Raw genomic sequence first — 23,518 nt, forward strand, 5'->3', positions numbered from 1 at the left:
GTCTTTTTTGTTGTGCTTTATTCTGTGACGCCAGTTTTGAAAATAGCTAGGCCATGAATACCGTACTTTTCGTTATTTGTTTTCTGGCCACTGGCCACGTCAATGATGTATTGAATAAATTGATCTGTTAATGCAGCCATCGAAGTTTGCATGAGCTGTCCAGCATCAAAGTCGATCCAACGGGGTTTTTTATTGGCAATATAAGAATTAGAAGCCACTTTAACCGTTGGCACATATGTTGCAAATGGTGTGCCCCTTCCGGTAGTAAACAACACCATTTGACAATCCGCTGAAGCTTCAGCAGAAGAAGATACTAAATCATTGCCAGGTGCCTGTAACAAACTCAAACCCCTGGTTTTAATCTTTTCACCATACTGCAAGACATCATTGACCGCAGAGGTACCTGACTTTTGTGTACAGCCTAAAGACTTATCCTCAAGGGTCGTGATCCCCCCTGCCTTGTTGCCTGGGGATGGATTTTCATAAATGGGCTGATGGAATGATTCGAAATAAGCTTTAAAATCATTGATCAAGTCAACTGTTTTTTCAAATGTTGTTTTCTCCTTTGCCCGGGACATCAAAATTGTTTCAGCACCAAACATTTCTGGCACTTCAGTCAATACGGTCGAGCCCCCTTGAGCCGTAACAAAATCTGACAAACGCCCTAATAATGGATTGGCAGTGACGCCAGAAAGGCCATCAGAGCCGCCACACTTCAACCCAATCTTTAATTCACTCAGTGGCTGTGCACTACGTCGATCATCAGCAGCCGCCCTGTTAAGTGCTTCTAACATCTCTAAAGCCGTTCCTAATTCATCATCCACATCTTGGGAAACTAAGAATTTCATCCGATTTGGATCAATTGGGCCGCCAATTTTTTCGATTTCGACTTTCATACCTGCCATTTGGTTGTTTTCACAACCTAAGCCAAATACCAAGACGCCACCAGCGTTGGGCTGCAGTGCGGCATCTACTAAAATTTTGCGAGTCTGTTCAAAGTCATCCCCTAACTGTGAACAGCCATAAGGATGTTTTAATACCACGATATTATCAAATGAGCCATTGTCCGGATACAACGCCTTAAACTGTTCCACAATAATGTCTAAGAGCGGATTGATACAGCCCACCGTGGGAATAATATACAAATCATTGCGGATCCCAACTTTCCCATTTGGTCGCTGATACCCCATAAAAGTCCGCGTATCCTTCGCAATATGTCGTTCAATTTGAATGGGTTGATAAGTATAACTTAATTCACCAGATAGATTCGTCTTCAGATTATGGGTGTGCACCCAAGCCCCCTTGGCAATTTTTGCAGTGGCATGCCCAATGGGATAGCCATATTTAAGAACATCCTCATCTGCTGCAATATCCTTTAGCGCAAACTTATGGCCCCGCTTAACTGGTTGTCTTAGACCCAAGAAAGTCCCATCAGCCAGTTGTATTTTCGTACCTTCTGGTAAATCCTGCAAGGCCACACCCACGGAATCCTTGGGATTTAAAATAATAAAGCAATTCATATGCGCTAGTCTCCTTTTTGATTGATCTGCTGAACAGCTTGACGGGCACCACCTTGATCAAGGCTTTGAAGATCTTGTTTGACCAGCGTCACTAAACCAGTATATTGAGTTAAATCTTCTCCCCATAATTTCGCATCAGCTAAGGCAGCGGTCACATAGTCGTCATTTTGCACTAAAGTCTTGAATGCTGCTAAGACTTCCGGGGTATCCTGGGGCTCAAAATCAGCTCTTCCGCCATAGATCTTTAAATAACTGGCTAAAGCTAAGGTAATTCGTTGTGGGAGTTTGTGATTGGTAGCTACATAACGTTTAAAGGTCGGTAATAAGCGGGCTTTGAATTTGGAAATACTGTTTAACGCAATCGAACTCAACTCATGGTTGACATAAGGATTCTCAAAGCGCTCCTTGACCCCTTCTGCATAGGCTACTAACTCTTTTTTAGGCAGTGCCACGGTGGGAATAATTTCTTGATACATTTCATCGTTGATAAATTTGTAAAAATCTTTGTCCTGCATCACTTTGCCCACCGTATCAATGCCCGCCAGCCGAGCGATGGGACTCATCGTCGTATGGGGACCATTTAATAGCGATACCTTACGATTACGATAAGGCTGCATATCATCGGTCACAACCACGTTTAAACCGGCGTCTTTTAACGGTAACAACTTTTCTAGTTTTTTGTTGCCTTCGATGACAAAGATAAGAAAAGGTTCTGCTTTAACAATTAACTTATCATGATAACCCCATGCCCTTTCTAAATCTGTCGCCCGATCTTTAGGATAACCGGGTACGATACGGTCAACAAGCGTCGCATAAAAATCATTGTCGGTGTTGATCCAATCTACAAAGTTTTGCCCAAGGTCCCAAAGTTTAGCGTATTTCAGAACGATTTCTTTTAAAGTATTGCCATTATGATTGATCAACTCGCATGGAATAATTTGAAAACCTTTTTTACCCAGTTTGAAACGTTCATACAATAAAGCAGTTAGTTTGCCAGGATAGGAATTCTGAGGTCGTGCAGTTAATGTGTCTTGTGGGTCAAAAGCAATACCTGCTTCAGTTGTATTTGAAAAAATAAATTGAATAGCATCATTCTTAGCTAGATCAAGGTAGGCCTGATAATCCTCATAGGGCCGAATCGTTTCATTAATGCTTTCAACAATCTCATGTTCTTGCACCTTTTTACCGGCCAATTTGCCTTCCAACAACACTGTGTAAAGATCATCTTGCTCATCCAACATTTTGGTCATGCCCCGATCAATCGGTTGAACAACGGCGACACCCCCCTGAAACAAGCCGTGTTTATTCATTTGTTGGATTTGCCAATCTACGAATGCCCTTAAAAAATTACCCTCCCCGAATTGAATAACTTTCGTAGGATATCGGGGCAATTTACGAAATGTGTTATCTAATTGCTTCAGTGTTTCTTGTGTCATGAGATAGCCTCCAATTTTTAATCATACCAAGTATTGCCTTGTGCAAATTTCGTAACGATTTTAAACGATGTTCTAAATACAAAATAAGTCCGTGTTAACGATTTCATAATATGAATTATTATAAGAAATGTCAACCCTAAAAAGCAGTTGCTTCACAATTAATTGATATTACCAAACAGGATATATCAGCCTTGAACACCGGTTTATCCCCTATTTACCTAATCTTAAGAAAAATGGTTCCTCATATGATTATTTTTGAACAACATTATCGTTAACAAGCATTTAATCGCTGGTTATTTGGTGATAATCCTTGTGAATTATTGAATATATAGTTGACACCGATGCTAAATAGCAATATTATGAAATCGTTAACATGTTACCGCTTACTTAATGCCTTTATTTTTTTAAAATCAACTGATTTCTTTAGCTATCACAACAAAGCTGCTGAACATAAAGGGGAGTTAAAAACATGGCAGAAGACAGAACCGCCGCCACTGCTAAGCGGCAGAAAACATTAGCACAGGAATTAACCGATGGTCATCATAGCAAGCGCATCCCACTACGACAGAAAATCGCTTACGGTTTTGGTGACTTTGGGAATGGTTTTATGTTTGATTTAGGTCAAGCCTACTTGACGAAATTTTGGATTGACGCTGCAGGTATTGGAGCTGGCGCGGTTGCAGGAATATTTGGCTTTACAAAGATATTTGATGCTTTCATGGATCCGATTGCCGGTTCCGTTATTGACAACCGCAAAAAAATAGGCAAAGCTGGTAAGTTTCGACCTGTTATGTTAATTTCGTCATTCCTACTTGGTATCATGACAATCGTAACTTTTACGATGCCTGACTTATCACCTACAGGTAAAATCATCTATGCTTATGTGGTTTACATGATCTGGGGTGCTATTTATTCTTTTACCAATGATCCTTACGGCTCATTGGCTTCCGTCATGACTCGAAATGTTCAAGATCGTAGCTTCTTAGCCACTTCACGGCAAGTTGGTTCTGTAGGCGCCCAATTCTTAACGGGGATTGCTTTTATTCCACTGATGACCATGTTTGGCGGTAACAATGAACGTCATGGTTACTTAATCGCTGCTTCTATTTTTGCGATTCTAGGTGTTGTCATGTTTATCATCTGTTATTTAGGTACTCGCGAAAATGTTAAAGTCCATCGTGATAAAGGTGCCCAACCTGAGGGCTTCAAGGATTATTTTAAGGTTATTTTTACCAATGGCCCGCTTTTTGCTATTATTTTGATGACAATTTTCACCATTTCCGCTATGAATACCAATAACCAAATGATGGTTTTCTTTGCCCAATACAATCTAGGCCATATTGGGTTACAACCCATTGTCAATGCTATTATGATGGGTACTTCAATTGTAGGTGTATTCATGATCCCTACCCTCACCAAACACTTTGGCAAACGCAAAACGGCGATGGTCAGTTTCATTGTAGGTGCGGCTGCTAATATTTTAAATTTCATCCTACCTACAAATATTGCGACCTTTATTATTCTCGTGACCATTGGCTACACCGCCCTAGCTATTCCCAATGGGATCACTTGGGCCTTTGTCTCTGACGTGATTGATTATGGTGAGTGGCACACTGGCATGCGTAAAGAAGCCCTTACTTATGCAGCCTTTAACTTTTCTAGAAAACTTGCCCAATCCCTGGCAGCCCTGGTTAGTGCCGGTGTCTTGGCAATAACGGGCTATGTGGCTAATGCCCACCAAACCCCTAGGACCCTCACCGGCATTAAAGCTGCTATGACGCTTTATCCCGGGGTTTGTCTATTGATTGCCGCCGTCGTCGTCGGTTTCTTATATAAATTAACTGATGATCGTTACACAAAAATTGCTGCTGATCTAGATAATGGTGTTTGGGAAAAAGGTAAAATTGGCGATAAAGATATTAAAAAATAAATCAATAATTTAAGGAGCGCATGTATTATGGCATTACTAGACAAGAATTTTTTATTAAACAACGAAATGAGTCAAAAATTATTCAATGACTACGCTAAAGATATGCCCATCATTGATTTTCACTGTCATCTAAATCCCAACGAAATTTATGAAAATAAGAACTATCCCAATATTACTAAGATTTGGATCAATGAAGATCATTATGGTGATCATTACAAATGGCGTTTGATGCGGGCTAATGGGATCCCGGAAGACCTCATCACCGGTGATGGGGACGATTACGAGAAATTCTTGGCTTGGGCCAAGACTATCGAGCACTCAGCCGGCAATCCACTATATGAATGGACTCATTTGGAATTACGCCGCTTTTTTGGGATCAATGAGACCTTCAATACAAAAACGGCCCCAGCAATTTGGCAAAGGGCCAATGCACTGTTACAAACTGATGGTTTTAAACCAAGAAGCTTAATTCGCAACTCAAATGTTCAAGCTGTTTGTACCACTGATGATCCAGCATCCGATTTAAAGTACCATAAGCTATTGAAAGCTGAAGAATCTGAAAATGGCTTTAGAACCTTGCCAGCCATGCGCCCAGATAAATTAATTCAAATTGATCGCGATGGCTTTGGCGCTTACTTAAAAACCTTGAGTGCCGTATCCGGTGTCACCATTACAAATTTTGACAACCTGATCAAAGCTTTACACCAACGCTTTGAATTCTTTCATGAAATGGGTGGCCGCTTGTCTGATCACTCCCTATTGACCTATCACTTTAAAGAAGCCACACCTGAAACCCTGGACACTATTTTGGCTAAGGGCATCGCCAATGAAGCTTTAACACAAACTGAGATCGATCAATACTTAACCATGCTATTGGAAAATTTGATGAAATTAAATACAGAATTTGACTGGACCATGCAATGGCATGTCAATTCTGTGCGCGATATCAACCGACCAATGTTTAAACAATTAGGGCCAGATACTGGTTATGATGCCATTGGGACCCAACCAGATATCGCTTTACATCTGCAAAAACTTTACACTAAAATGCGGGATACTAATGATATCCCTAAGACCATCTTCTATTCCTTAAACCCAAATGACTGGCTGGAATTGGCCACGATGATGGCTTGCTTCTTAGAAGGTGGCATACAGCGGATGCAATTAGGGGCCGGTTGGTGGTTCAACGACACCGCTGAAGGCATGCACGAACAATTGCGGACTTTTGCCCAACAAAGCTCGCTGCCTAATTTTGTGGGGATGTTAACGGATTCCCGCAGCTTCTTATCTTACCCCCGTCATGAGTATTTCCGGCGGGTTTTGTGCAATTTCTATGGGGAACTCGCTGAGCAAGGTCGGGTACCCGATGATGAAGCTTACTTAGGTAAAATCGTTCAAGATATTGCTTATAACAATGCCTATCATTTCTTCGGTTTCTTCCAAGATCAAACCCCAGCCGAATTATTTGGAACTAAAACCAAGGCCTAAATTAGGCAACGCCGTATATTTAATCAGATAAAAAACTGATTCTTTGAACTAGCAATAGTGCATTGGATCAGTTTTTTTACGTTGTTTAAGGTTTGTCTGTTGGTTGTGTTGAATTATCGAATGCTACTAATTGAGAATTATGACTTGCCACCATCCTATCATCGCGACAAATGGCCAGCGTCGCACCTGATCAACGGTCCTTGCGAAAGGCACTGGGTGTTTTTCCAGTATACTGGCGAAAGTATTGGGTAAAATGAGAAATATCGTCAAAGCCCACCCGATTGCCAATGGTTTGAATCGGCCATTCAGGATGGACCAATAAAAATGATTTTGCCTTACGCAAACGGTAAGCCGTCAAATATTGTAGCGGTGTTTGTTGATAATATTCTAAAAAAATTTTATTCTGATAAGCCACCGAATAACCTGTGTACCGGGACAAGTCGCTGTTGGTGATTTTATTGGCATAATTGATATTGATATAATTGATAATTGGCTGGACAATTGCCGCCACCAGACTTGAAGTCGCTTGATGTTGCACATTGCGCTTTAATAACAGCAGAAATTCATACAGCTTTTCCGACTGGGCGTACGTGCTCTCTAAATCCTCTGTTTCAAAAATACCAAATGACTTCTGAATGAACTGGCTTAATTGCAATTGAATATGACGCACATATAAATAACGATTAACCCCCAAATAGGTCATCATATTCCCGGCAATGGCCCCTGAAAAAACTAAGAAACTCGTCTGCCAAGTCTCCCCTACCTTAGCTTGGTAACTGTGGGGAACATTAGGCTCTAATAAAATTCCCTGATTCGGGCCTAATACAAAACGCTGATTATCCACCATGAAAATACCCGTCCCGGTTTGCGACTGTAACCAATGGTAATAATAATAGCCCTTAGGTCGCTGTACATTTTCTTGGTGCCAGTCATAGCCAATATTCTCGCAAAACAGCGGTAGATCTTGATTGATATTCGTAAAGTGAATTCGCATATTCTTGACCTCATTATATTTAATATAAGCGTCATGACACCGTTTAAATAAAAATAATATTAGCATAAAAAATCAAATTTGCATATTTTCCCCATAAATCCGTATATAATTGTATCCGTTTACAGCTTATGCTGTACTTGTTTACTAGCAAACGTATTTCGGGATTCCTGGATGATCTACCAGTTTTAAAATCTATTCATTAAGCGAGGGAAAATCATGTCAAGAGAACATGCCACACCAAGTAAATACAAACAACGTATTTCTTACACAATTGGTGAAGCTGGTCATGATATGGCCTATAACATGATGGCCAATCTTTTCATTATTTACGCCACCACTTCTTTATTTGCGGGGCTAAAAAATGCCAACCAACTAATTGCCCTATTGACCAGCTCTATTGTTGTCATCAGATTATGTGAAATCTTTTTTGATCCTCTGATTGCCGGATTTATCGACAATCGTAAAACCACCCGTTTTGGTAAATTCCGCCCTTGGGCTTGGGGGGCAACGATCCTTCACTCACTCCTATTAATCGTTTTATACTCGGGATTTTTACGTTTTCTCGATAAAAATTACGCCTTACTAGCGGCCACCGTCATCGTTTTTTATGCCTTGATCGACTTGATTTATACCGTCAAAGACACCTCTTTTGCAGGGATGGTACCAGCCTTGAGTGTGGATTCTAAAGAACGGGGTATCATCACGTCTTATGCCCGCATCGGCGCTGCCTTAGGTGGCGGCGATATTGTGCCCCTATTTATGATCCCAGCCGTGGTCTTCTTTACTTACTTAATGACCGGTCAACACCAACAGGGGATTCAAGGCTGGTTTTGGTTAGGGTTAATCTTAGCTATTTATTGCATGATTACCATGACAATTTCCATGATGAACGTTCGGGAAAATACCAGTATTATTCGGGAAAGTCGCAAACGCGCCAATATCAAAGATATTTTTAAATCAATTTTTCAAAATGATCAACTTATGTGGGTGTCCTTGACCTATTTGATTTTCGCCATTGGTAATGTCACCTCCAAACCATCCATCTTTTATGTCTATAACTATGTCCTAGCCCGGCCGACTTGGTATTGGGTTGTGGGAGCTGCCTCAGCTTTTTGCGGGATTTTTTCCGTACCTTTTTATCCAATCCTATGTAAATGGATTTCCCGCAAGCGCGTTTATCTGTTAGCAATTTCTGGTATGCTGCTGGCAGAATTACTCTTTATCTTCTCCGGGAAAAATCTTGTTTTAGTGGTTATTGCAACCGTTTTATTCTTCTTACCGCAACAACTCATTGCCTTAGTTACCATGATGATCGCTATTGATTCCATCGAATATGAGCAGTTAAAACACGGTATTCGTAATGAAGCCGTCACCGTTTCCGTCCACGGTTCTTTAGATAAAATCGCCGGCTCATTATCCAGTGGCATTGTTGGTTTCATTGTCATCGCCGCAAATATGAGCAATGCCAATAAAGCGACCGATCTGAGCACCCAAAATATCCAGACATTTCATCTGCTAGCCTTTGTTGTACCTGCAATTTTGATGGTGATTTCTTTAATTATCTTCTTATGGAAAGTCAAACTCACCGAAGAAAAACATGCCCAAATTGTTGATACACTGTCTGAAAAACTAACACGCCCTAAGGTTGTTCCTGAACGGGGCAATAACTGATCCATTTTAAATCAAAAAATAAAAGAGGTTCTGATCTAATGGCAACAGTCATCGCAAATGGCGTCCCTTGGTATGATCAACATAATAATCCGGTCAATGCCAAAGCGGGCTGTTTAATCAAGGTTCATGATACGTTTCATCTTTTCGGGGAATATAAAACCGATGATGTCAATCATTTCATTGGTTTTTCCCATTATACTTCCGTTGACTTGGCGACTTGGCGCTATGAAGGCTTAGCTTTGCCGTTACAAAAGTCTGGCTTACTGGGACCTAATCGCATTGGTGAACGGGTCAAAGTGCTAAAGAATCCAAATACCAATCAATTTGTGATGCTGATGCATACAGACGATTTGGGCTATCGCGATCCTTATATTGGCGTGGCGGTCACGGATGATCTCGCCCACCCGTTTACATTTTTAGGGCCACTTTTATACCAAGGCCAACCCGTCCGTAAATGGGACATGGGTACCTTTGTGGATCAGGATGGCACCGCGTACTTATTGACCCATGAAGGCAATATTTACCGACTGGCAGCCGATTATCAATCCGTCGTCGAATGCGTCGCTGAAAACATCGCTGTTGGGGGTGAATCCCCGGCAATGTTCCATCAAGGCAACTATTACTTTGCCTTATTTTCCAATAAAACCAGCTGGGAACGTAACGACAACTATTACCTCACAGCCACCAATATTCATGGACCTTGGCATCTGCAAGGCACCTTTTGTCCCAGGGGATCGCTGACCTATAATTCCCAAAGCTCCTTTGTTTTCCCACTAGCCACTAAAAAAGGCATCATCCCCATGTACATGGGCGATCGCTGGTCTTTCCCAAAACAAGCTGCCAGTGCCACCCAGGTTTGGTTACCCCTGACCGTTAATGCTAACCACCTTAGTATTCCCCATTATTGGGAAAACTGGGACTGGCAGCAAGTAACCCCCGTCAAACCCACATCAAAAATTATCCCCCTTAATTTTAACTGCAATCAAGCTCAGCAAACAATTGACCTGAATTTTGCTGGCACGGGCATCATCGTTTCTGGTAGTACCACGCCCCATGGTGGTTATGGTCAATTTATTTTAAAGAACGCGACCGGTCAACAACTTCAAAATACGACCATCGATTTTTATAGTCTAGTGGCTTCAACAGGCCAACGTTATATTTCCCCCAAGCTACCTGAGGGCCATTACCAACTTATCATCAAAACCACTGGTGAACATGGGGTCTGGTTTGATAAAGCCGGCCACCGTTTTGGCAGTGATGATTTTTTCGTGACCCTTAGTGGCTATCAAATCCGTGAACAGCAACCAGATAGAAAGGTGACCCAATAATGATATCAGAAAATGACACCCCCTTAACAATTGATCCACAAAATTTTGCCAAACTGGTTGTAGCTGACTTAAATTTTAAAGCGGATGAAAACCCCCAAGCTATTTCAAAACGGGCATTGATCCAATATTTAAGTGCTTACTACTTGGCAGATCAGTTCAACCAATATGAAACTGAAATCTTCCAAAAAGATGGCGCCTCAACTTATCCCAGTTATGCGGACATCAAAGAATTGATGAACAAAACCAAGTGGTATTAGCTGACTGTATTTAATTTTCAATGCTATAATATCAATATGAAAAAATTAGACTATACTTGGGCTTTTGCCGTTGCTTGGGCAACCAAGTGGAAATCCCTCAATTTTGACAACCAACACTGACTGATTTTTAAAATGGAGGTTCAAATTATGGGATATGTCTACTTGGCTGGCGCCATTTTAGGCGAATTACTGGGTACCAACTTGCTGAAAGCATCCAATGGTTTTACAAAACTCACTTGGGCTTTGGGCGCAATTCTGGCCTATGTCATGTGCTTTTACTTGCTGTCACTGGCTATGAAAACAATCAATCTAAACACCGCCTACGCTTTATGGGCTGGCGTTGGCATTGTCGTCACCGCCATATTAACTGTCGTTATCTGGCATGAGCCAATGTCGACCAGCGCCATCATCGGTACTGGCTTGATTTTAGTTGGTTCAATTTTATTAAATTTAAACTTGAACTAACCCAGTGACGCCATCATAAACATGTAAACCGCCCCCTGAAGCTGACCATTATCAAGACCAGTTTCAGGGGGCGGTTTTGTTTGAATTAAATTGTTGCTAGTTACTGTCTTAAACCTTTAGGATAAAAATTCTTGACCTGCTGATTTACAAATTTACCTAAAGCAAAGCCAAGGTCTTCATGGGTCAACAACCCAAAAACTTTGTGATCAGCAATAGGTTTTGGCAATGTCAAAATATCACCATGTAAATATTGCTGATAGGCGACCTCATCCACTTCGTGTTGAACTTTGAAACTGTTTTGAGGTAAAGTGACGGCCAAATCATGATCAGGTTCAAACCGATTCTTCTTAAATGTCCCTAGATTCAAACCATTACGCAATACCTTAACGCCCTGTAACGGTAAATCCGCATCTGAAACTTCATGGAGATAAACGCCCTGCAGCTTTAAATGACCCCAAGTAAAGGGATCTTGTTTGAAAGTTTGAGCCACAAAATCATTGAAAATAGCCATTTGTGCCTTAGTGGGTTGTCCGTTAACTTGTTGTTTTTTGGGCGTCTTTTTGGCTAAGGCTATAGGTGCCGTTGTATTGCTGGCCAACTGGAATTTGGCAATAAAATGTCCTTCGCCGCGGATCAAATGGGGCCATAGACGCACTGCCTTTTGAATATCTGGATTACCATCGGCCCAAGTCGGGTTAGCCGCAACCATCCCTGGAAATTTCTCGATTGTCTGGGCCGTTAAACTAGGATAAGTGGCTAATAACCAGGCCATTACCTGCTCATCTTCTTCCGGAGAAAAGGTACAGGTGGAATACACTAAGGTCCCCCCGGGTTTTAACATGGTCAAGGCACTTTGTAAAATATCTTTTTGGCGCCGGGCACACTCAGCTGGATAGGTGGTATGCCAATATTTGGTTGCTTCTGGATCTTTGCGAAACATCCCCTCCCCAGAGCAAGGGGCATCCACTAAAATTTTATCAAATTTTTGCGGCCACACCGCTGCTAACTGTTCAGGACTGTTATTGGTCACCACCGTATTCCGCAAGCCAAAACGTTCAATGTTTTCGGCCAAAACTTTAGCCCGCTTGGGATTAATTTCATTAGCAACCAATAGCCCCTCGCCAGCCAATTGACTGCCGATATGCGTGGACTTGCCACCAGGGGCCGCACATAAATCTAAGACCATCTCCCCGGGATTAGCTTGGACCACCGCGCCCACGTACATGGCACTGGGCTCTTGAGAATACACTCCACCACTGGTGTGCACAATATCGCGCCCACGAATAGCCCCATAATAGCCATTTTCAACATAAGCAATGGGTGCTTTGGTGTTTACCAAAGGTTTAACAGCGTCTAGCTTTGTTGGATTAATCCGAAAACCTTTACCCGCAGGCTGATTAAAACTGGTTATAAAAGCGGTACTTTGAGCGCCCAACAGTTGTTGATACTTTTCGATAAATGCGTCGGGTAAATTCACGACTGACCTCCTTGATTTGAAACCTTAACTGGCAAACGTCGTTGGTTTGCCCTTAGTTGTAAACAATAATATTGCCATTAAAATAATGGCATAACCGGCCAAGCCGATCATGTAATACGTGGTGAGTTCATAACTAATTAAATAGGTTTGCCATAAGCCCACAAAATAACCAATTGCCCCACTGACGAGTAAATACAGGCTAAATTGGCGTAAATAGCCCCATTTCATTTTTCGATCTAACGTTTTATCTAAGTCGCTACTTTTTAGTGCAGGTCTAAAGGTCCCATAAAATAACAGGGTCAATAAACTTATTAAGACAAAAGTTCCCCCGTATAAGGCCCATAATATAATGCGACTGCTCCAGTGTTGGGCTTGTTGCTGATCATCTTGTTTGGGCACATAGGTCGAAGCCCGCTTAGCTTGAACTAATTTTAAAAATGCTTGGCGATGCTGCTTAACCAACGTACCATCCGCAATTACCTCTAGGCTTTTAATCGGCGTTACATTGGTGGTTTGTAGTGGGGAAACAGAAATAAAACGGTGATTATTCAAAGATGACTCCCCGGACGTCCCCACTTGACCAATCACCGCAACATAGCGTTCATGATCAAACAAATAAGCTTGGACCTGGGGTTTATATAAATTATCCACCCAATCTTGCCCTACAATGGCAAAAGGCAATGGTGAGTTATAATCACTGGTATTGAAGTTTCGACCGCTGATCATAGAAATATTGGTTTTAGGGTGCTTAGCATAGATGTAGCTCACCTGTTCTTGAGCCGGATCGATAAATTGTACTTGATAATTATCATAATTACGCTGAGATAATTTTTTAACAAGTTGTTGCATATTTAAATTACTTTTAGCGTTAAATATTAATGCGTCTTCGCTTAAACCACCATGATCTAATTGAATCTGATACGTACTGCGATCATGTTGCCCCATCAACCAAAGCGTGGCAAAATAAACCAGTGCAATTAAAAAACCAAGGAGCACTCTGCGTTTGAACAAACCGTTAACCTCCGATTATCTGACCCCGGGGTCATTTTATCGTATTAAAAAAATTTTATCTTGAATTAAATCAAATCTGGGATAAATTTGATTTAAGCGAACAATCGCCTTATCGTTGACAAAAGGTGCTGTCCGCCAAAACTCAAGACTATTGGTGGCGCCAAGATATTCACCCAACACAAAAAAGCTTTTGTGGGCCATATATTGTTTAAATGCCTGTAAAACAGCGACATCAATGGGGTTCTTATCTTGACTCCAAATCATAACCAGCGCATCGACTTTGGGACCATAAGTTTTAACAGCTTCAACCGCATCTAAAGACTGTACAGGTACCCAAGGTTGGCGGCCGGTGGGGCTGGTTTTGCCCCAGCTTAAATCATCTGTTGTAACGACTTTTTGCTGCAGTTGAGTCATCCCATAAGAAAACAACGCATTGCCAGCCATCACCTCAAGATAACTTAAACCTGGAAACAACTGCACCCAGCGACGTAACAAGCTTTGTGTCTGTAATGACCAAATACCAAATTGGTTTTCAATAAAATCACGAAAATTCCGCAGTAAATGATCTAATTGGCGAACTTGTTGGACTTGTTGGTCGTAAGCACGTTGCTGCCAGGTCAAATTTTGCCCCAGCGCCACCAAGGCCTCAAGATAAGTACTTTGGCTCAAGCCTAAAAAAGGTAAGCTTTGATTTGGCAATTGCCGTTGACTCAGATTCAAACAAACACCAAATATAACATCAATTTGCTGTTGAATAGCCGGAATAGTTTGAAATAATTGCCGAAACTTTTTCAGTTGTTGCAAGTAGCCGCTGGCAAAAATATCAGTTGTCATCGGTTTTAATAACGCTTTTCACGACTAGGTACTAAATTCTTAACACCCTTGTCCGTGCCGACAAATACTTCGTCCACAATGTCTAAAAACAAGCCATGCTCTAACACACCTACTTGATGGGCCAACCACTCGGCCAAATGATGGGGATGGACAATTGATTGTAAATGTAAGTCAATTACATAATTATGTTCATGGGTCAAATAATAATGGTCTTTATCCACCATTCTAAATTTAGGATTTAAGCCTTCATTTTCTAAACGTTTGAAAACTTTTGTGGATCCATAAGGCACAACCTCAACGGGTAGCGGAATATTATGGCCCAAAGTATCTACTAATTTGGAATCATCTACGATCCAAAAATTCTTTTTAGACGAAATCGCCACCATTTTTTCATATTCATGGGCAGCCCCCCCATCTTTGATGCCTTGGAAGTGCTTATCAATCTCCCCCGCACCGTCAATGGTTAAGTCAATATAAGGCACATCATCCAGATCATGCATTGGAATAGCTAATTCGTTGGCCGCGTTGGTGGTCCGATCAGACGTCGAAATACCAGTGATGTCCAAATGTTCGTTTTTGATTCGCGTGGCTAAACCTTCCAACATGTACTGCACGGTGGTCCCCGTACCTAAGCCAATAATCATGCCATCTTGAATTCGATCCAAAGCAGCTAAGGCTGCCATTTTCTTTTTGTCTTCTATATCCATGTTGACCTCCGAAATTTTATGTCATATCTATTATAAAGATACCTTGAAACAATATCAAAATAAACAAAAGTATTGTAAAATTAATCAAAGACTAATTTTTGTCTGACTAGATTAAAGATAAGGTGGTTTATGGCATGACCCTTCAATATCGTAGTACCCGTGGCAATGAAAGTAATAGTTTAACAGCTTCACAGGCTATTTTACAAGGTTTGGCACCTGATGGTGGTTTATATGTACCCGTCATTTTTCCAAAACTGACCACACCCTTAAAAGATTTAGTAGGTTTAAGCTATCAGGATTTGGCACTACAAATTTTAAAATTGTTTTTAGACGATTACACTGAGGCGGAGTTAAAAGCCTGCATCACTGCTGCTTATGGGGATCAATTTGATACTAACTTGATCACCCCCGTCCATCAAGCTGGCAATGTGAACTACTTAGAACTTTATCATGGGCCAACCCTGGCCTTCAAAGACATCGCGCTGCAATTATTACCCCACTTAATGACCACGGCCATGACAAAAAATAATTATGATGGCCAAATCACTATTTTAACCGCAACCTCTGGGGACACCGGTAAAGCGGCCATGGCTGGCTTTGCGGATGTACCTAATACCCGCATCATCATTTTTTATCCCAAAGATGGTGTCAGCGCCATTCAAAAACAACAAATGGTCACCCAAACCGGCGACAATGTGAACGTACTGGGCATCGATGGTAACTTTGATGATGCCCAACGCAACGTTAAAGCCATTCTCAACGATAGCGCTATTCAAGCCCAATTGGCCACCCAAAATATTCAGTTTTCTTCTGCCAATTCCATTAACATTGGCCGCTTGATCCCGCAAATTGTTTATTATTTTGCTGCCTATGGCCAACTGGTTCAAAATAAAACCATCGCATTAAATGATGAGGTTGTCTTTAGTGTGCCAACAGGTAATTTTGGGGATATTCTGGCTGGCTGGTATGCTAAAAAACTCGGTTTGCCAATCAAACGCTTGCTATGTGCCTCAAATGAGAATAACATCTTAACTGACTTTTTCCACACAGGTCAGTATAATAAGAAACGCGCCTTTCACGTCACTAGCTCCCCGTCAATGGATATCTTAGTGTCTAGTAATTTGGAGCGCTTGTTATTTGAAGTCTTAGATGAAGACCCTACTGCCCTGAGCGCCTTTATGCAAGAATTTGAAACTGCCGGCAGTGCTACCCTATCGACAACTGCCAAAACCAAACTCGCTGACTTTGTGGCTTATGACACTGACCAAGCCCAAACCCTAGCGGCCATTCGGCAAACGCAAACCCAAGCTAATTATACCATCGATCCCCATACTGCCGTGGCCACCCATGGGGCAATGGCCTATCTCAAGGATACCAAAGATACAGCCCCAATGGTGATTTTATCCACCGCCAATCCTTATAAGTTCCCTGAAACAGTTTTGTGGGCATTAACCGCTCATAAACCACTTGAAAGCGGCTTTGAGGCCATCCAAGCTGTTTCAAATGTTATCAGCTTGCCGGTCCCTAAAAACATCAGTCATTTAAAACGGGCTAAAGTTCGCTTTGATCAAACAATTTCTGTGGCTCAAATGGCACCAACTGTATTAAATATTTTAACTCACTAAGGACGTGACTATTTTTGAATCGTAAAACTACCAAAAAACCAGTGAAAAAAGAAGATGATGCTTCCTTAGGTCGCTTTTTCCTTGAATTGGTTGTCTTAGTATTAGTTTTCGCTGGTATTGGGAAGTTGTTAATGGCCTTTGTCTTTGCCAATGAACAGGTCGAAGGCCCCTCCATGCAACCCACCTTTGAATCCGGTGATCGGATCATTGCTAATCGTCACAGCAGTATTAACCGAGGGGATATCGTCATCTTAAAAGCCCCTGACGAACCGGGTGCCTTTTATATCAAGCGGGTCGTGGGGATGCCTGGTGAAAATATTGCTTCTAAAAATGATACCATGTATATCAATGGCAAGAAGTTGAAGGAACCTTACTTAAATGCTTACAAGAAAAAACTCCCTGCCGGCACCCTTTACACCAATGACTTTACGTACCAAGGCCTGTTTAACAAGGGAAATTATATTCCTAAAGACCAGTACTTTGTGATGGGTGATCACCGTAATGTTTCAAAAGATAGCCGGATGTTGGGTACCATTAAGAAATCGGACATCATCGGGGTCGTCAAATTACGTTATTGGCCACTTAATAAATTTACCGTCTTTTGATAGGGCGCATTTTGTTCAAGCGATCCACAATTGTGGGTCGTTTTTTGATGACCAAAAAAGGCTTTTCGGAAGCGCTTTATTCAGGTATGATTAGAATAATGATGTCATGATTAATTTTAATTAAGGATGGGATGATATTGAAACTAAAAAAACAGCAAAAATCTAATTTAAAAACTACTGATATCCCACTTTGGCGCTTCTTCTTAGAAATAGTCGTTGTCTTTTTAGTCGTTTTTGGAATTGGTCGTCTACTAACAACTTATGTGATAGCAGAACGGCAAGTTGTGGGGGCATCTATGGCCCCCACCTTTGCTGATGGCGATCGTGCCATGGCTCTACGCCATGGCACCATCAAACGCGGCAGTATCGTGATGTTAAAAGCCCCCGATGAACCTGGTTTCTTTTATATCAAACGCGTCATTGGCTTACCAGGAGACAATGTGGTTGCCAAAAACGACACTATCTATGTTAATGGCAACAAACTTAAAGAACCTTACCTCAATGCCTATAAACAAAAATTACCTGCAGGCACCCTATTCACTCAAAATTTTACATACCAAGGTCTTTTTAATAAAGGCGATCACATTCCTAAAAATCAATATTTCGTTATGGGGGACAATCGCAATATTTCTAAAGACAGTCGCATGTTGGGTACCATCAAGAAATCGGCTATCATTGGAGTCGTCAAATTTCGTTACTGGCCGCTGAATCAATTAACTATCTTTTGATGATTGGCTCTTTTCATTGACCCTCAGTTAGCGTAATATGAAAACTACGTAACTAGTTAATTGTAGAGGAGCTGTTTGTTTTTGAAACGCAAAGATTTGAAAAAGAAAACTTCCAAATCTGATGACATCCCACTTTGGCGTTTTTTTCTAGAAATGGTGATATTACTTTTGGTTTTCTTCGGAATTGGCCGGCTTTTAATGACCCAGGTCCTTGCCAAGCATATGGTTGAAGGCCCTTCCATGGCACCTACCTTTGAATCTGGGGATCGGGTAATGGCCCTGCGCCACGGCACCATCAAACGGGGTGATATTGTAATTTTAAAAGCTCCTGATGAACCTGGCTTCTTTTATATCAAGCGAGTTATTGGCCTGCCTGGTGACAACGTGGCTTCTAAAAATGATACCATGTATATCAACGGTAAAAAGCTGAAGGAACCCTACTTAAATGCCTATAAGAACAAACTACCCACTGGTACTTTATTCACCAATGACTTTACATACCAAGGGCTCTTCAACAAAGGCGATCACATCCCCAAAAATCAATATTTCGTCATGGGTGACAACCGCAGTGTCTCTAAAGATAGTCGGATGATTGGCACCATCAAACGAGCTGATATTGTTGGTATCGTGAAATTTAGGTACTGGCCGGTAACCAAATTTGCTGTTTTCTAAAACAAAAAAAGTTGATCAATTTTGGTCAACTTTTTTGTTTCTGCTAAACTAAAGGTTCATTAAAATTTTTATGATAATAATCAGCATCAATTACTTTATAGCTGCGATTTGGAAATTGCACAATAATTTTATTCATTTCAACCGGTATTTGTTTTGATTTCTCAAAAATAAATAATTGCGCTGCTCTAAACTTAACAACGGTATTAAAATCCCGGCCGAAAAATTCTCGCAACTGGGCCATAGATGTATTCTTGGTATAAAGCAAGAATTTAGCCATTTTAGTCGTTGAAAAAGCATTGAATTCTTGTGAAGGAAAGTCCTTCAACGCGTCATTGTCATCAGCCATGCGATTGCCTCCTTAAAATATTGCAAACGTTTTGCAAATCATTGTAATAATGCTATGCTTAAGGTGTTGGTACATAAGTTCAAAGATTGGAGCGTGTTCAATTTGTCAGATTTAAATAATCTCGCCAAAGCTATCATTCATTTTCAAGAGCGAACATCCATGAGCGATGCTCAATTTGCCTTCTCTAGTCATTTTTCCGTTGAACGAATTCATGATTTAAAGTCTGGGGAAAAGCAAGCGACTCCTGAAGAAACGGATAAGCTTATGAAATTTATGAACAGCAATTAACGTTAAGTTATTTATCAGGCCATGGTGAAATCACAATTTCAGTTATGGTCTTTTTTTAATGCTTAAAGATTTTTATCCATATTAAAAGTCAATTTAGATAATTCCAACCCGTTAATCACGAGTTTGCCAATTAAATCCTGCGTCATAGTAAACACAGTATCCACGATGAGATAGTTTTGTTGTGTTAAAAATGCCGTTAATGCCTCGCCGGTCAAATCAGCAGCTTTGGCATCAATTTCTGCAATTAACGCATGACTACGCCGTTTAACTTCCTTTAGATAATCAATATCTTGTTGGATAAATTCAGCGTGATGGGCTTCCACTAACATGGATAATGTTCTAAATAACCAATAAGCACTCTTCATATCCCAAGTCATTGGCGTCTGTTCATAACTGGGTGCCGTATCATTGGCATCACAATAAAATGGTACGTAAGGACTAAATGCGGGCATCCCCAGATTTAACCACATCAAAGCAGGCTCATTTTGACGAACTTGTAAAATATGACTATTTTGCGTCCGATTTAACCCAATTGGGCGGTACAATAACTTATCATGTTCACTACCTTGACCCAAAGGATCAAAGCGAGTTTCATTGTAATGAGACCCCAATAGTCTTTCAATATCCTCAATACCTAGTTTACGTTTTGGTTTGACGATAAAAGGTAATTCACTAGATTCTGGCATTTCAGGAAATTGCGCATCAAACAAATGGTGGGCATACCACACCCGGGGTGTATTATAGTGCCGATCTTTTTGCGTATCTGTCCCAAAAATATGCCGGAAATTAAACCCAATGAAATCTGGATTTAAATGATGCTTGGTCACAAATGCTTCAATGCCTTCGGAATACATAAAATTAGCTTGGTCATCAAAATCAACCCATTGGATCGCCACTTGATTGGCAGCCACCGCATAACAATCATCCGGAATGCGTTGGGCTAGCCAGTGGTGCCCCGTCACAATTTCCATATACCAAACTTCGTTGACATCACTGAACAAGACGCTATTGCCAGCAGCAGAACCAAACTTCTGAATAAGTTTGCCCAAATAAGCCACAGCATCTCTGGCTGAGTCTACAAAGGGCAACACCATGTTTTGCATGCAGTCTTCATCTAAACCACTGGTTTGATTCAACGGATCATAAGCCAATGTGCGTTCATTACCGTAAGTGCTTTCTGTACAACTCATGGCAACATTTTTTTCATTGATGCCACTTTCTTCATAATAGCCCTCTACTTTGTAGTTGACGTTTGGAACCGCATTATACCGATAACCATTGCTGGGTAGTTCAGCTTGAAAGTCATTTAAATATGATTTCAATATTCGGCCAGGCTCATTTTTAACGGCAGGGTGCATATAAAATCTTTGGGGCGAGATTGGCAAGAAGGTATCATCATTTCTAGCAATTAACGTTGAACCAGTCAAACTGGCTTTTTTACCAATTAAAATAGAAGTACATGCTGCTTTTTTCAAGAAAAAAACTCCTTATAAAATGAAATTTTGAAGGGTCTTACTTCTACAGTATAGGAAATCTTAAATCTACTGACAAGTTTTGTGAATAAGACCATGAAAAAAACTGGGCGCAAATTTGCACCCAGTCCTAACCTGTTGGTTTAACGAATCCCTAAAGCGATTCGTGCATAACGGCTCATGCGTTCTGTTGTCCATTGTGGATACCAAACTAATTCAACTTTAACATCCTTAACTTCTGGTACCGCAGCCAAGGCCTGATGAATTTGCTCAGTCAATAAATCGGATAAGGGACAACCCATTGTCGTTAGTGTCATGTTGATGGTACAAAACCCATCTTTATCTAAATTGATATCATAGATCAAGCCTAAGTTCACAATATCTAATCCCAATTCAGGATCAATAACGGTCTCAAGGGCACTTAGAATACGATCTTTGATATCAGCACTAGTAGTCGTTTCAGCTTCAGGGGTTACTTCATTTTTGTCTTCTTCTGCCATGTGAAAACCTCCTTTAATATCTATTAGTAAGTATAACTTTTTTTTAGCCGAAAGTACAACGATTATCTCGGATATTTTGATAGCGCTTTATAAAACCAAAATCTTAAGAATTGTTAAAGATAAAGGATGTGACAAAATTGTCATTACATTATTAAGACATTAATGTTACAATTAAGTTACAGATAGATAGGAGGGATATATTATGAAAACAAACAAAATGATCAAACTGATTTTAATGGGTATCGTTGGTTTTAGCTTAGGTATTGTCGGCTTTGGTGCTGGCAATACGACCGGTACCGTTCAAGCGGCAGAGCAAGTTGGTTATGTCAACTATATCCCTGGCGAAGGTATTCCGGTTTATGCATCCCCTAACGGTGACAAAACTGGCGCATATCTGCCAACTGGCTCTGCTTGGAAAATTCAAGACACAAACTACGATCCAAAAGTAGGCACTTGGTTCAAGGTTGGTGACAGTCAATGGGTCAATGCAGACTTTATGGTCAATAAGAGTGATCGCGTTTATGATAATGGTGTTGCTTTCGAATATAACGCTGTTGTTACCGTCAATACACCAACAACAGTCTATATGATCCCTGGCGGTTATGCCACTAGCCAAGTTTTAAATACAGGTACTAGCTGGCAGGCACTACAAGTTACCACGGCCCATGATGGCACGACTTGGTATAACGTAGGGCTGAACCAATGGATTCCTGGTAACAATGTCACGATTTCCAATTACGTTGCCAACTAACTTATAATGATAATCCTCGTCACAGCCAATTTGGCTGTGACTTTTTTTGACATAAAAAGCGTTGCGCCCAGACAACCCAGCCGCAACGCGCACTAACAATTTGCTTGTTACTTATCTAAATGAATCAAATCTGCGAAACTTTCTCTTTGAACGACTAATTGACTTTGCCCATTTTCCACAAATACCACTGCAGGTCTGGGGTTACGGTTATAATTATTCGCCATGGCATAACCATACGCACCAGTTACAAAAGTCGCTAATACGTCTCCAGGTTTAGTCTGGGGTAGTGGCTGATTCCAAATCAACATATCTCCAGACTCACAATACTTCCCGGCAATAGAAACCGTCTGCGTAGGTTGTGCCTCAGGATCATTACATAGGGCAGCTTCATACTTAGCTTGATATAACGCGGGGCGAATGTTATCTCCCATGCCACCGTCGACAGCTAAGTAACTGCGTACATCGGGGATGTCTTTTCTAGAACCGATCGTGTAAAGGGTTGTCCCTGCTTCAGCGACGATCGAACGGCCAGGTTCGATCCAAATAGCTGGCATGGTCAAATCATTAGCCTTAACTTGTCTGCTAATTTCGTCGACAATATCTTCAACATAAGTTTGTGGGGCTAAGGGTGTATCCGCCGTGGAATAACGGACCCCAAAGCCGCCCCCCACATTAATAACTTCAGTGGTCACATCAAATTTAGTTTTGAACAAAACTGCCATTTTGATTAAGGCATCTGCCGCTTTTTCAAAACCAACTGTTTCAAATATTTGCGAGCCAATATGGGCATGAATACCTTGATACACTAAATGTTTAGCCGCTAACACTTTGGTCAAAGCAGCTTCAGCTTGCCCGCTTTGGATATCAAAACCAAATTTAGAATCAATTTGACCGGTCATATCATATTCATGGGTATGGGCCGAAATGCCTGGTGCTAAACGCAATAAAACTTTCATTTTAGTATCAGCAGCAGTCAATACTTCTTCTAACAGATCGATTTCGTGAAAGTTATCTAAAATAATATGGCCCACACCTGCTTCAACAGCCTGGACCAATTCAGCGCGGCTTTTATTGTTGCCATTAAAAGACGTTTGGCTCATCTCAAAACCAGCTTGCTGGGCTGTGTAAATCTCACCACCAGAAACCACATCAGCGCCAATTCCCGCTTCTTTTAACAAGCGATACATGGCCAAGACGGAGAATGCTTTGCTGGCATAACTGATATGATAATCAAGACCACGATCTTCAAATACTTTTTTAAAGGCCTGAATACGTTGGCGAATTAAGGCTACGTCATAAACATAAAGCGGTGTCCCATACGTCTGGGCTAAGTCCAGGGTATCTACGCCGCCAATTTCCAAATGATGCTGGGCATTTGTTTGCATGGTCCCGTAATGATAATATGTCATTGGT

23 protein-coding genes are annotated in these 23,518 nt (G+C 41.1%); 12 read left to right on the forward strand and 11 right to left on the reverse strand.

Going from position 1 to position 23,518, the window contains the following annotated elements; translation table 11 throughout:
* Positions 1 to 17: 17 nt before the first annotated feature.
* Both FC83_RS07995 and FC83_RS08000 read right to left on the reverse strand, forming a co-directional pair.
* The gene (locus FC83_RS07995) at positions 18 to 1,520 is read right to left on the reverse strand and encodes a UxaA family hydrolase (protein WP_057002620.1); all 1,503 of its coding nucleotides are present in this window, start codon (positions 1,518 to 1,520) and stop codon (positions 18 to 20) included.
* A gap of 5 nt (positions 1,521 to 1,525) precedes the next feature.
* Entirely contained in the window at positions 1,526 to 2,956 is a 1,431-nt protein-coding gene (locus FC83_RS08000; RefSeq protein WP_169790837.1) for a tagaturonate reductase, read from the reverse strand.
* 469 nt (positions 2,957 to 3,425) lie between these two features.
* Here FC83_RS08000 and FC83_RS08005 point away from each other — a divergent pair, with 469 nt between their 5' ends.
* The gene (locus FC83_RS08005) at positions 3,426 to 4,886 is read left to right on the forward strand and encodes a glycoside-pentoside-hexuronide (GPH):cation symporter (protein WP_035454157.1); all 1,461 of its coding nucleotides are present in this window, start codon (positions 3,426 to 3,428) and stop codon (positions 4,884 to 4,886) included.
* 27 nt (positions 4,887 to 4,913) lie between these two features.
* Positions 4,914 to 6,374, forward strand: a complete 1,461-nt coding sequence (gene uxaC, locus FC83_RS08010; protein ID WP_035454160.1) for a glucuronate isomerase — start codon at positions 4,914 to 4,916, stop codon at positions 6,372 to 6,374.
* 190 nt (positions 6,375 to 6,564) lie between these two features.
* Here the strand turns inward: uxaC and FC83_RS08015 are convergent, their stop codons facing one another.
* Complete coding sequence (locus tag FC83_RS08015) at positions 6,565 to 7,368, reverse strand: AraC family transcriptional regulator (protein ID WP_057002621.1); 804 nt, start codon at positions 7,366 to 7,368, stop codon at positions 6,565 to 6,567.
* Between the two features lie 216 nt (positions 7,369 to 7,584).
* On the opposite strand from FC83_RS08015, the gene FC83_RS08020 reads away from it, so the two are divergent.
* From FC83_RS08020 to FC83_RS08035, 4 genes are all read left to right on the forward strand, one after another.
* On the forward strand, positions 7,585 to 9,039 hold the full coding sequence (locus tag FC83_RS08020; protein WP_052004816.1) for a glycoside-pentoside-hexuronide (GPH):cation symporter: 1,455 nt from the start codon (positions 7,585 to 7,587) through the stop codon (positions 9,037 to 9,039).
* Positions 9,040 to 9,077: 38 nt separating this feature from the next.
* Positions 9,078 to 10,367: a family 43 glycosylhydrolase gene (locus FC83_RS08025; RefSeq protein ID WP_057002622.1), complete on the forward strand. Its 1,290-nt coding sequence runs from the start codon at positions 9,078 to 9,080 to the stop codon at positions 10,365 to 10,367.
* Positions 10,367 to 10,624 (forward strand): hypothetical protein, encoded by a 258-nt coding sequence (locus tag FC83_RS08030; RefSeq protein WP_035454162.1) that lies wholly within the window; start codon positions 10,367 to 10,369, stop codon positions 10,622 to 10,624. The genes FC83_RS08025 and FC83_RS08030 overlap by 1 nt, the downstream gene beginning before the upstream one ends.
* A gap of 147 nt (positions 10,625 to 10,771) precedes the next feature.
* Positions 10,772 to 11,089 (forward strand): DMT family transporter, encoded by a 318-nt coding sequence (locus tag FC83_RS08035; protein ID WP_035454164.1) that lies wholly within the window; start codon positions 10,772 to 10,774, stop codon positions 11,087 to 11,089.
* A 100-nt stretch (positions 11,090 to 11,189) separates the two neighbouring features.
* Here the strand turns inward: FC83_RS08035 and FC83_RS08040 are convergent, their stop codons facing one another.
* The 4 genes from FC83_RS08040 to rpiA are packed head-to-tail and all read right to left on the reverse strand — an operon-like array spanning position 11,190 to position 15,118.
* Complete coding sequence (locus FC83_RS08040) at positions 11,190 to 12,566, reverse strand: RsmB/NOP family class I SAM-dependent RNA methyltransferase (RefSeq protein WP_057002623.1); 1,377 nt, start codon at positions 12,564 to 12,566, stop codon at positions 11,190 to 11,192.
* 24 nt (positions 12,567 to 12,590) lie between these two features.
* The gene (locus FC83_RS08045; RefSeq protein ID WP_035454167.1) at positions 12,591 to 13,577 is read right to left on the reverse strand and encodes a hypothetical protein; all 987 of its coding nucleotides are present in this window, start codon (positions 13,575 to 13,577) and stop codon (positions 12,591 to 12,593) included.
* 36 nt (positions 13,578 to 13,613) lie between these two features.
* Positions 13,614 to 14,411: a hypothetical protein gene (locus tag FC83_RS08050; protein WP_035454170.1), complete on the reverse strand. Its 798-nt coding sequence runs from the start codon at positions 14,409 to 14,411 to the stop codon at positions 13,614 to 13,616.
* Positions 14,412 to 14,416: 5 nt separating this feature from the next.
* Entirely contained in the window at positions 14,417 to 15,118 is a 702-nt protein-coding gene (gene rpiA, locus FC83_RS08055; protein ID WP_035454174.1) for a ribose-5-phosphate isomerase RpiA, read from the reverse strand.
* Positions 15,119 to 15,252: 134 nt separating this feature from the next.
* Between rpiA and thrC the strand changes: the two genes are divergently transcribed.
* The 4 genes from thrC to lepB (FC83_RS08075) all read left to right on the forward strand — a co-directional run bounded on the left by thrC (position 15,253) and on the right by lepB (FC83_RS08075) (position 18,748).
* Positions 15,253 to 16,743 (forward strand): threonine synthase, encoded by a 1,491-nt coding sequence (gene thrC / locus FC83_RS08060; protein WP_035454177.1) that lies wholly within the window; start codon positions 15,253 to 15,255, stop codon positions 16,741 to 16,743.
* 41 nt (positions 16,744 to 16,784) lie between these two features.
* Positions 16,785 to 17,348, forward strand: coding sequence for a signal peptidase I (lepB, locus tag FC83_RS08065; RefSeq protein ID WP_035454264.1), 564 nt, complete (start codon positions 16,785 to 16,787; stop codon positions 17,346 to 17,348).
* Between the two features lie 131 nt (positions 17,349 to 17,479).
* On the forward strand, positions 17,480 to 18,076 hold the full coding sequence (lepB, locus tag FC83_RS08070; RefSeq protein ID WP_057002624.1) for a signal peptidase I: 597 nt from the start codon (positions 17,480 to 17,482) through the stop codon (positions 18,074 to 18,076).
* A gap of 153 nt (positions 18,077 to 18,229) precedes the next feature.
* Positions 18,230 to 18,748 (forward strand): signal peptidase I, encoded by a 519-nt coding sequence (gene lepB, locus FC83_RS08075; protein ID WP_081763135.1) that lies wholly within the window; start codon positions 18,230 to 18,232, stop codon positions 18,746 to 18,748.
* A 43-nt stretch (positions 18,749 to 18,791) separates the two neighbouring features.
* On the opposite strand, the gene FC83_RS08080 is transcribed toward lepB (FC83_RS08075), so the two are convergent.
* Entirely contained in the window at positions 18,792 to 19,094 is a 303-nt protein-coding gene (locus tag FC83_RS08080; RefSeq protein ID WP_035454181.1) for a hypothetical protein, read from the reverse strand.
* Positions 19,095 to 19,196: 102 nt separating this feature from the next.
* Between FC83_RS08080 and FC83_RS08085 the strand changes: the two genes are divergently transcribed.
* Positions 19,197 to 19,382 (forward strand): LBP_cg2779 family protein, encoded by a 186-nt coding sequence (locus tag FC83_RS08085; RefSeq protein WP_035454184.1) that lies wholly within the window; start codon positions 19,197 to 19,199, stop codon positions 19,380 to 19,382.
* 62 nt (positions 19,383 to 19,444) lie between these two features.
* Here the strand turns inward: FC83_RS08085 and FC83_RS08090 are convergent, their stop codons facing one another.
* On the reverse strand, positions 19,445 to 20,857 hold the full coding sequence (locus FC83_RS08090) for a C69 family dipeptidase (protein ID WP_035454187.1): 1,413 nt from the start codon (positions 20,855 to 20,857) through the stop codon (positions 19,445 to 19,447).
* A gap of 140 nt (positions 20,858 to 20,997) precedes the next feature.
* Positions 20,998 to 21,354, reverse strand: coding sequence for a metal-sulfur cluster assembly factor (locus FC83_RS08095; RefSeq protein ID WP_052004826.1), 357 nt, complete (start codon positions 21,352 to 21,354; stop codon positions 20,998 to 21,000).
* A gap of 202 nt (positions 21,355 to 21,556) precedes the next feature.
* Here FC83_RS08095 and FC83_RS08100 point away from each other — a divergent pair, with 202 nt between their 5' ends.
* Entirely contained in the window at positions 21,557 to 22,105 is a 549-nt protein-coding gene (locus FC83_RS08100) for an SLAP domain-containing protein (RefSeq protein WP_035454189.1), read from the forward strand.
* Positions 22,106 to 22,212: 107 nt separating this feature from the next.
* Here the strand turns inward: FC83_RS08100 and lysA are convergent, their stop codons facing one another.
* Positions 22,213 to 23,514 (reverse strand): diaminopimelate decarboxylase, encoded by a 1,302-nt coding sequence (gene lysA, locus FC83_RS08105; RefSeq protein ID WP_035454192.1) that lies wholly within the window; start codon positions 23,512 to 23,514, stop codon positions 22,213 to 22,215.
* Positions 23,515 to 23,518 lie beyond the last annotated feature (4 nt).

It is taken from the genome of Agrilactobacillus composti DSM 18527 = JCM 14202 (assembly GCF_001436375.1).
Taxonomy (GTDB): domain Bacteria; phylum Bacillota; class Bacilli; order Lactobacillales; family Lactobacillaceae; genus Agrilactobacillus; species Agrilactobacillus composti.

What these genes read in the sequence shown, in the direction of transcription:
- FC83_RS08025 (WP_057002622.1), top strand. Translation starts at nt 9,078, where the DNA reads ATGGCAACAGTCATCGCAAATGGCGTCCCTTGGTATGATCAACATAAT.
- rpiA (WP_035454174.1), bottom strand. Translation starts at nt 15,118, where the DNA reads ATGGATATAGAAGACAAAAAGAAAATGGCAGCCTTAGCTGCTTTGGAT.
- lepB (WP_057002624.1), top strand. Translation starts at nt 17,480, where the DNA reads ATGATATTGAAACTAAAAAAACAGCAAAAATCTAATTTAAAAACTACT.
- FC83_RS07995 (WP_057002620.1), bottom strand. Translation starts at nt 1,520, where the DNA reads ATGAATTGCTTTATTATTTTAAATCCCAAGGATTCCGTGGGTGTGGCC.
- FC83_RS08080 (WP_035454181.1), bottom strand. Translation starts at nt 19,094, where the DNA reads ATGGCTGATGACAATGACGCGTTGAAGGACTTTCCTTCACAAGAATTC.
- FC83_RS08030 (WP_035454162.1), top strand. Translation starts at nt 10,367, where the DNA reads ATGATATCAGAAAATGACACCCCCTTAACAATTGATCCACAAAATTTT.
- FC83_RS08035 (WP_035454164.1), top strand. Translation starts at nt 10,772, where the DNA reads ATGGGATATGTCTACTTGGCTGGCGCCATTTTAGGCGAATTACTGGGT.
- FC83_RS08015 (WP_057002621.1), bottom strand. Translation starts at nt 7,368, where the DNA reads ATGCGAATTCACTTTACGAATATCAATCAAGATCTACCGCTGTTTTGC.
- FC83_RS08050 (WP_035454170.1), bottom strand. Translation starts at nt 14,411, where the DNA reads ATGACAACTGATATTTTTGCCAGCGGCTACTTGCAACAACTGAAAAAG.
- lysA (WP_035454192.1), bottom strand. Translation starts at nt 23,514, where the DNA reads ATGACATATTATCATTACGGGACCATGCAAACAAATGCCCAGCATCAT.
- lepB (WP_081763135.1), top strand. Translation starts at nt 18,230, where the DNA reads ATGGTGATATTACTTTTGGTTTTCTTCGGAATTGGCCGGCTTTTAATG.
- FC83_RS08000 (WP_169790837.1), bottom strand. Translation starts at nt 2,956, where the DNA reads ATGACACAAGAAACACTGAAGCAATTAGATAACACATTTCGTAAATTG.
- FC83_RS08005 (WP_035454157.1), top strand. Translation starts at nt 3,426, where the DNA reads ATGGCAGAAGACAGAACCGCCGCCACTGCTAAGCGGCAGAAAACATTA.
- thrC (WP_035454177.1), top strand. Translation starts at nt 15,253, where the DNA reads ATGACCCTTCAATATCGTAGTACCCGTGGCAATGAAAGTAATAGTTTA.
- FC83_RS08100 (WP_035454189.1), top strand. Translation starts at nt 21,557, where the DNA reads ATGAAAACAAACAAAATGATCAAACTGATTTTAATGGGTATCGTTGGT.
- FC83_RS08095 (WP_052004826.1), bottom strand. Translation starts at nt 21,354, where the DNA reads ATGGCAGAAGAAGACAAAAATGAAGTAACCCCTGAAGCTGAAACGACT.
- uxaC (WP_035454160.1), top strand. Translation starts at nt 4,914, where the DNA reads ATGGCATTACTAGACAAGAATTTTTTATTAAACAACGAAATGAGTCAA.
- FC83_RS08020 (WP_052004816.1), top strand. Translation starts at nt 7,585, where the DNA reads ATGTCAAGAGAACATGCCACACCAAGTAAATACAAACAACGTATTTCT.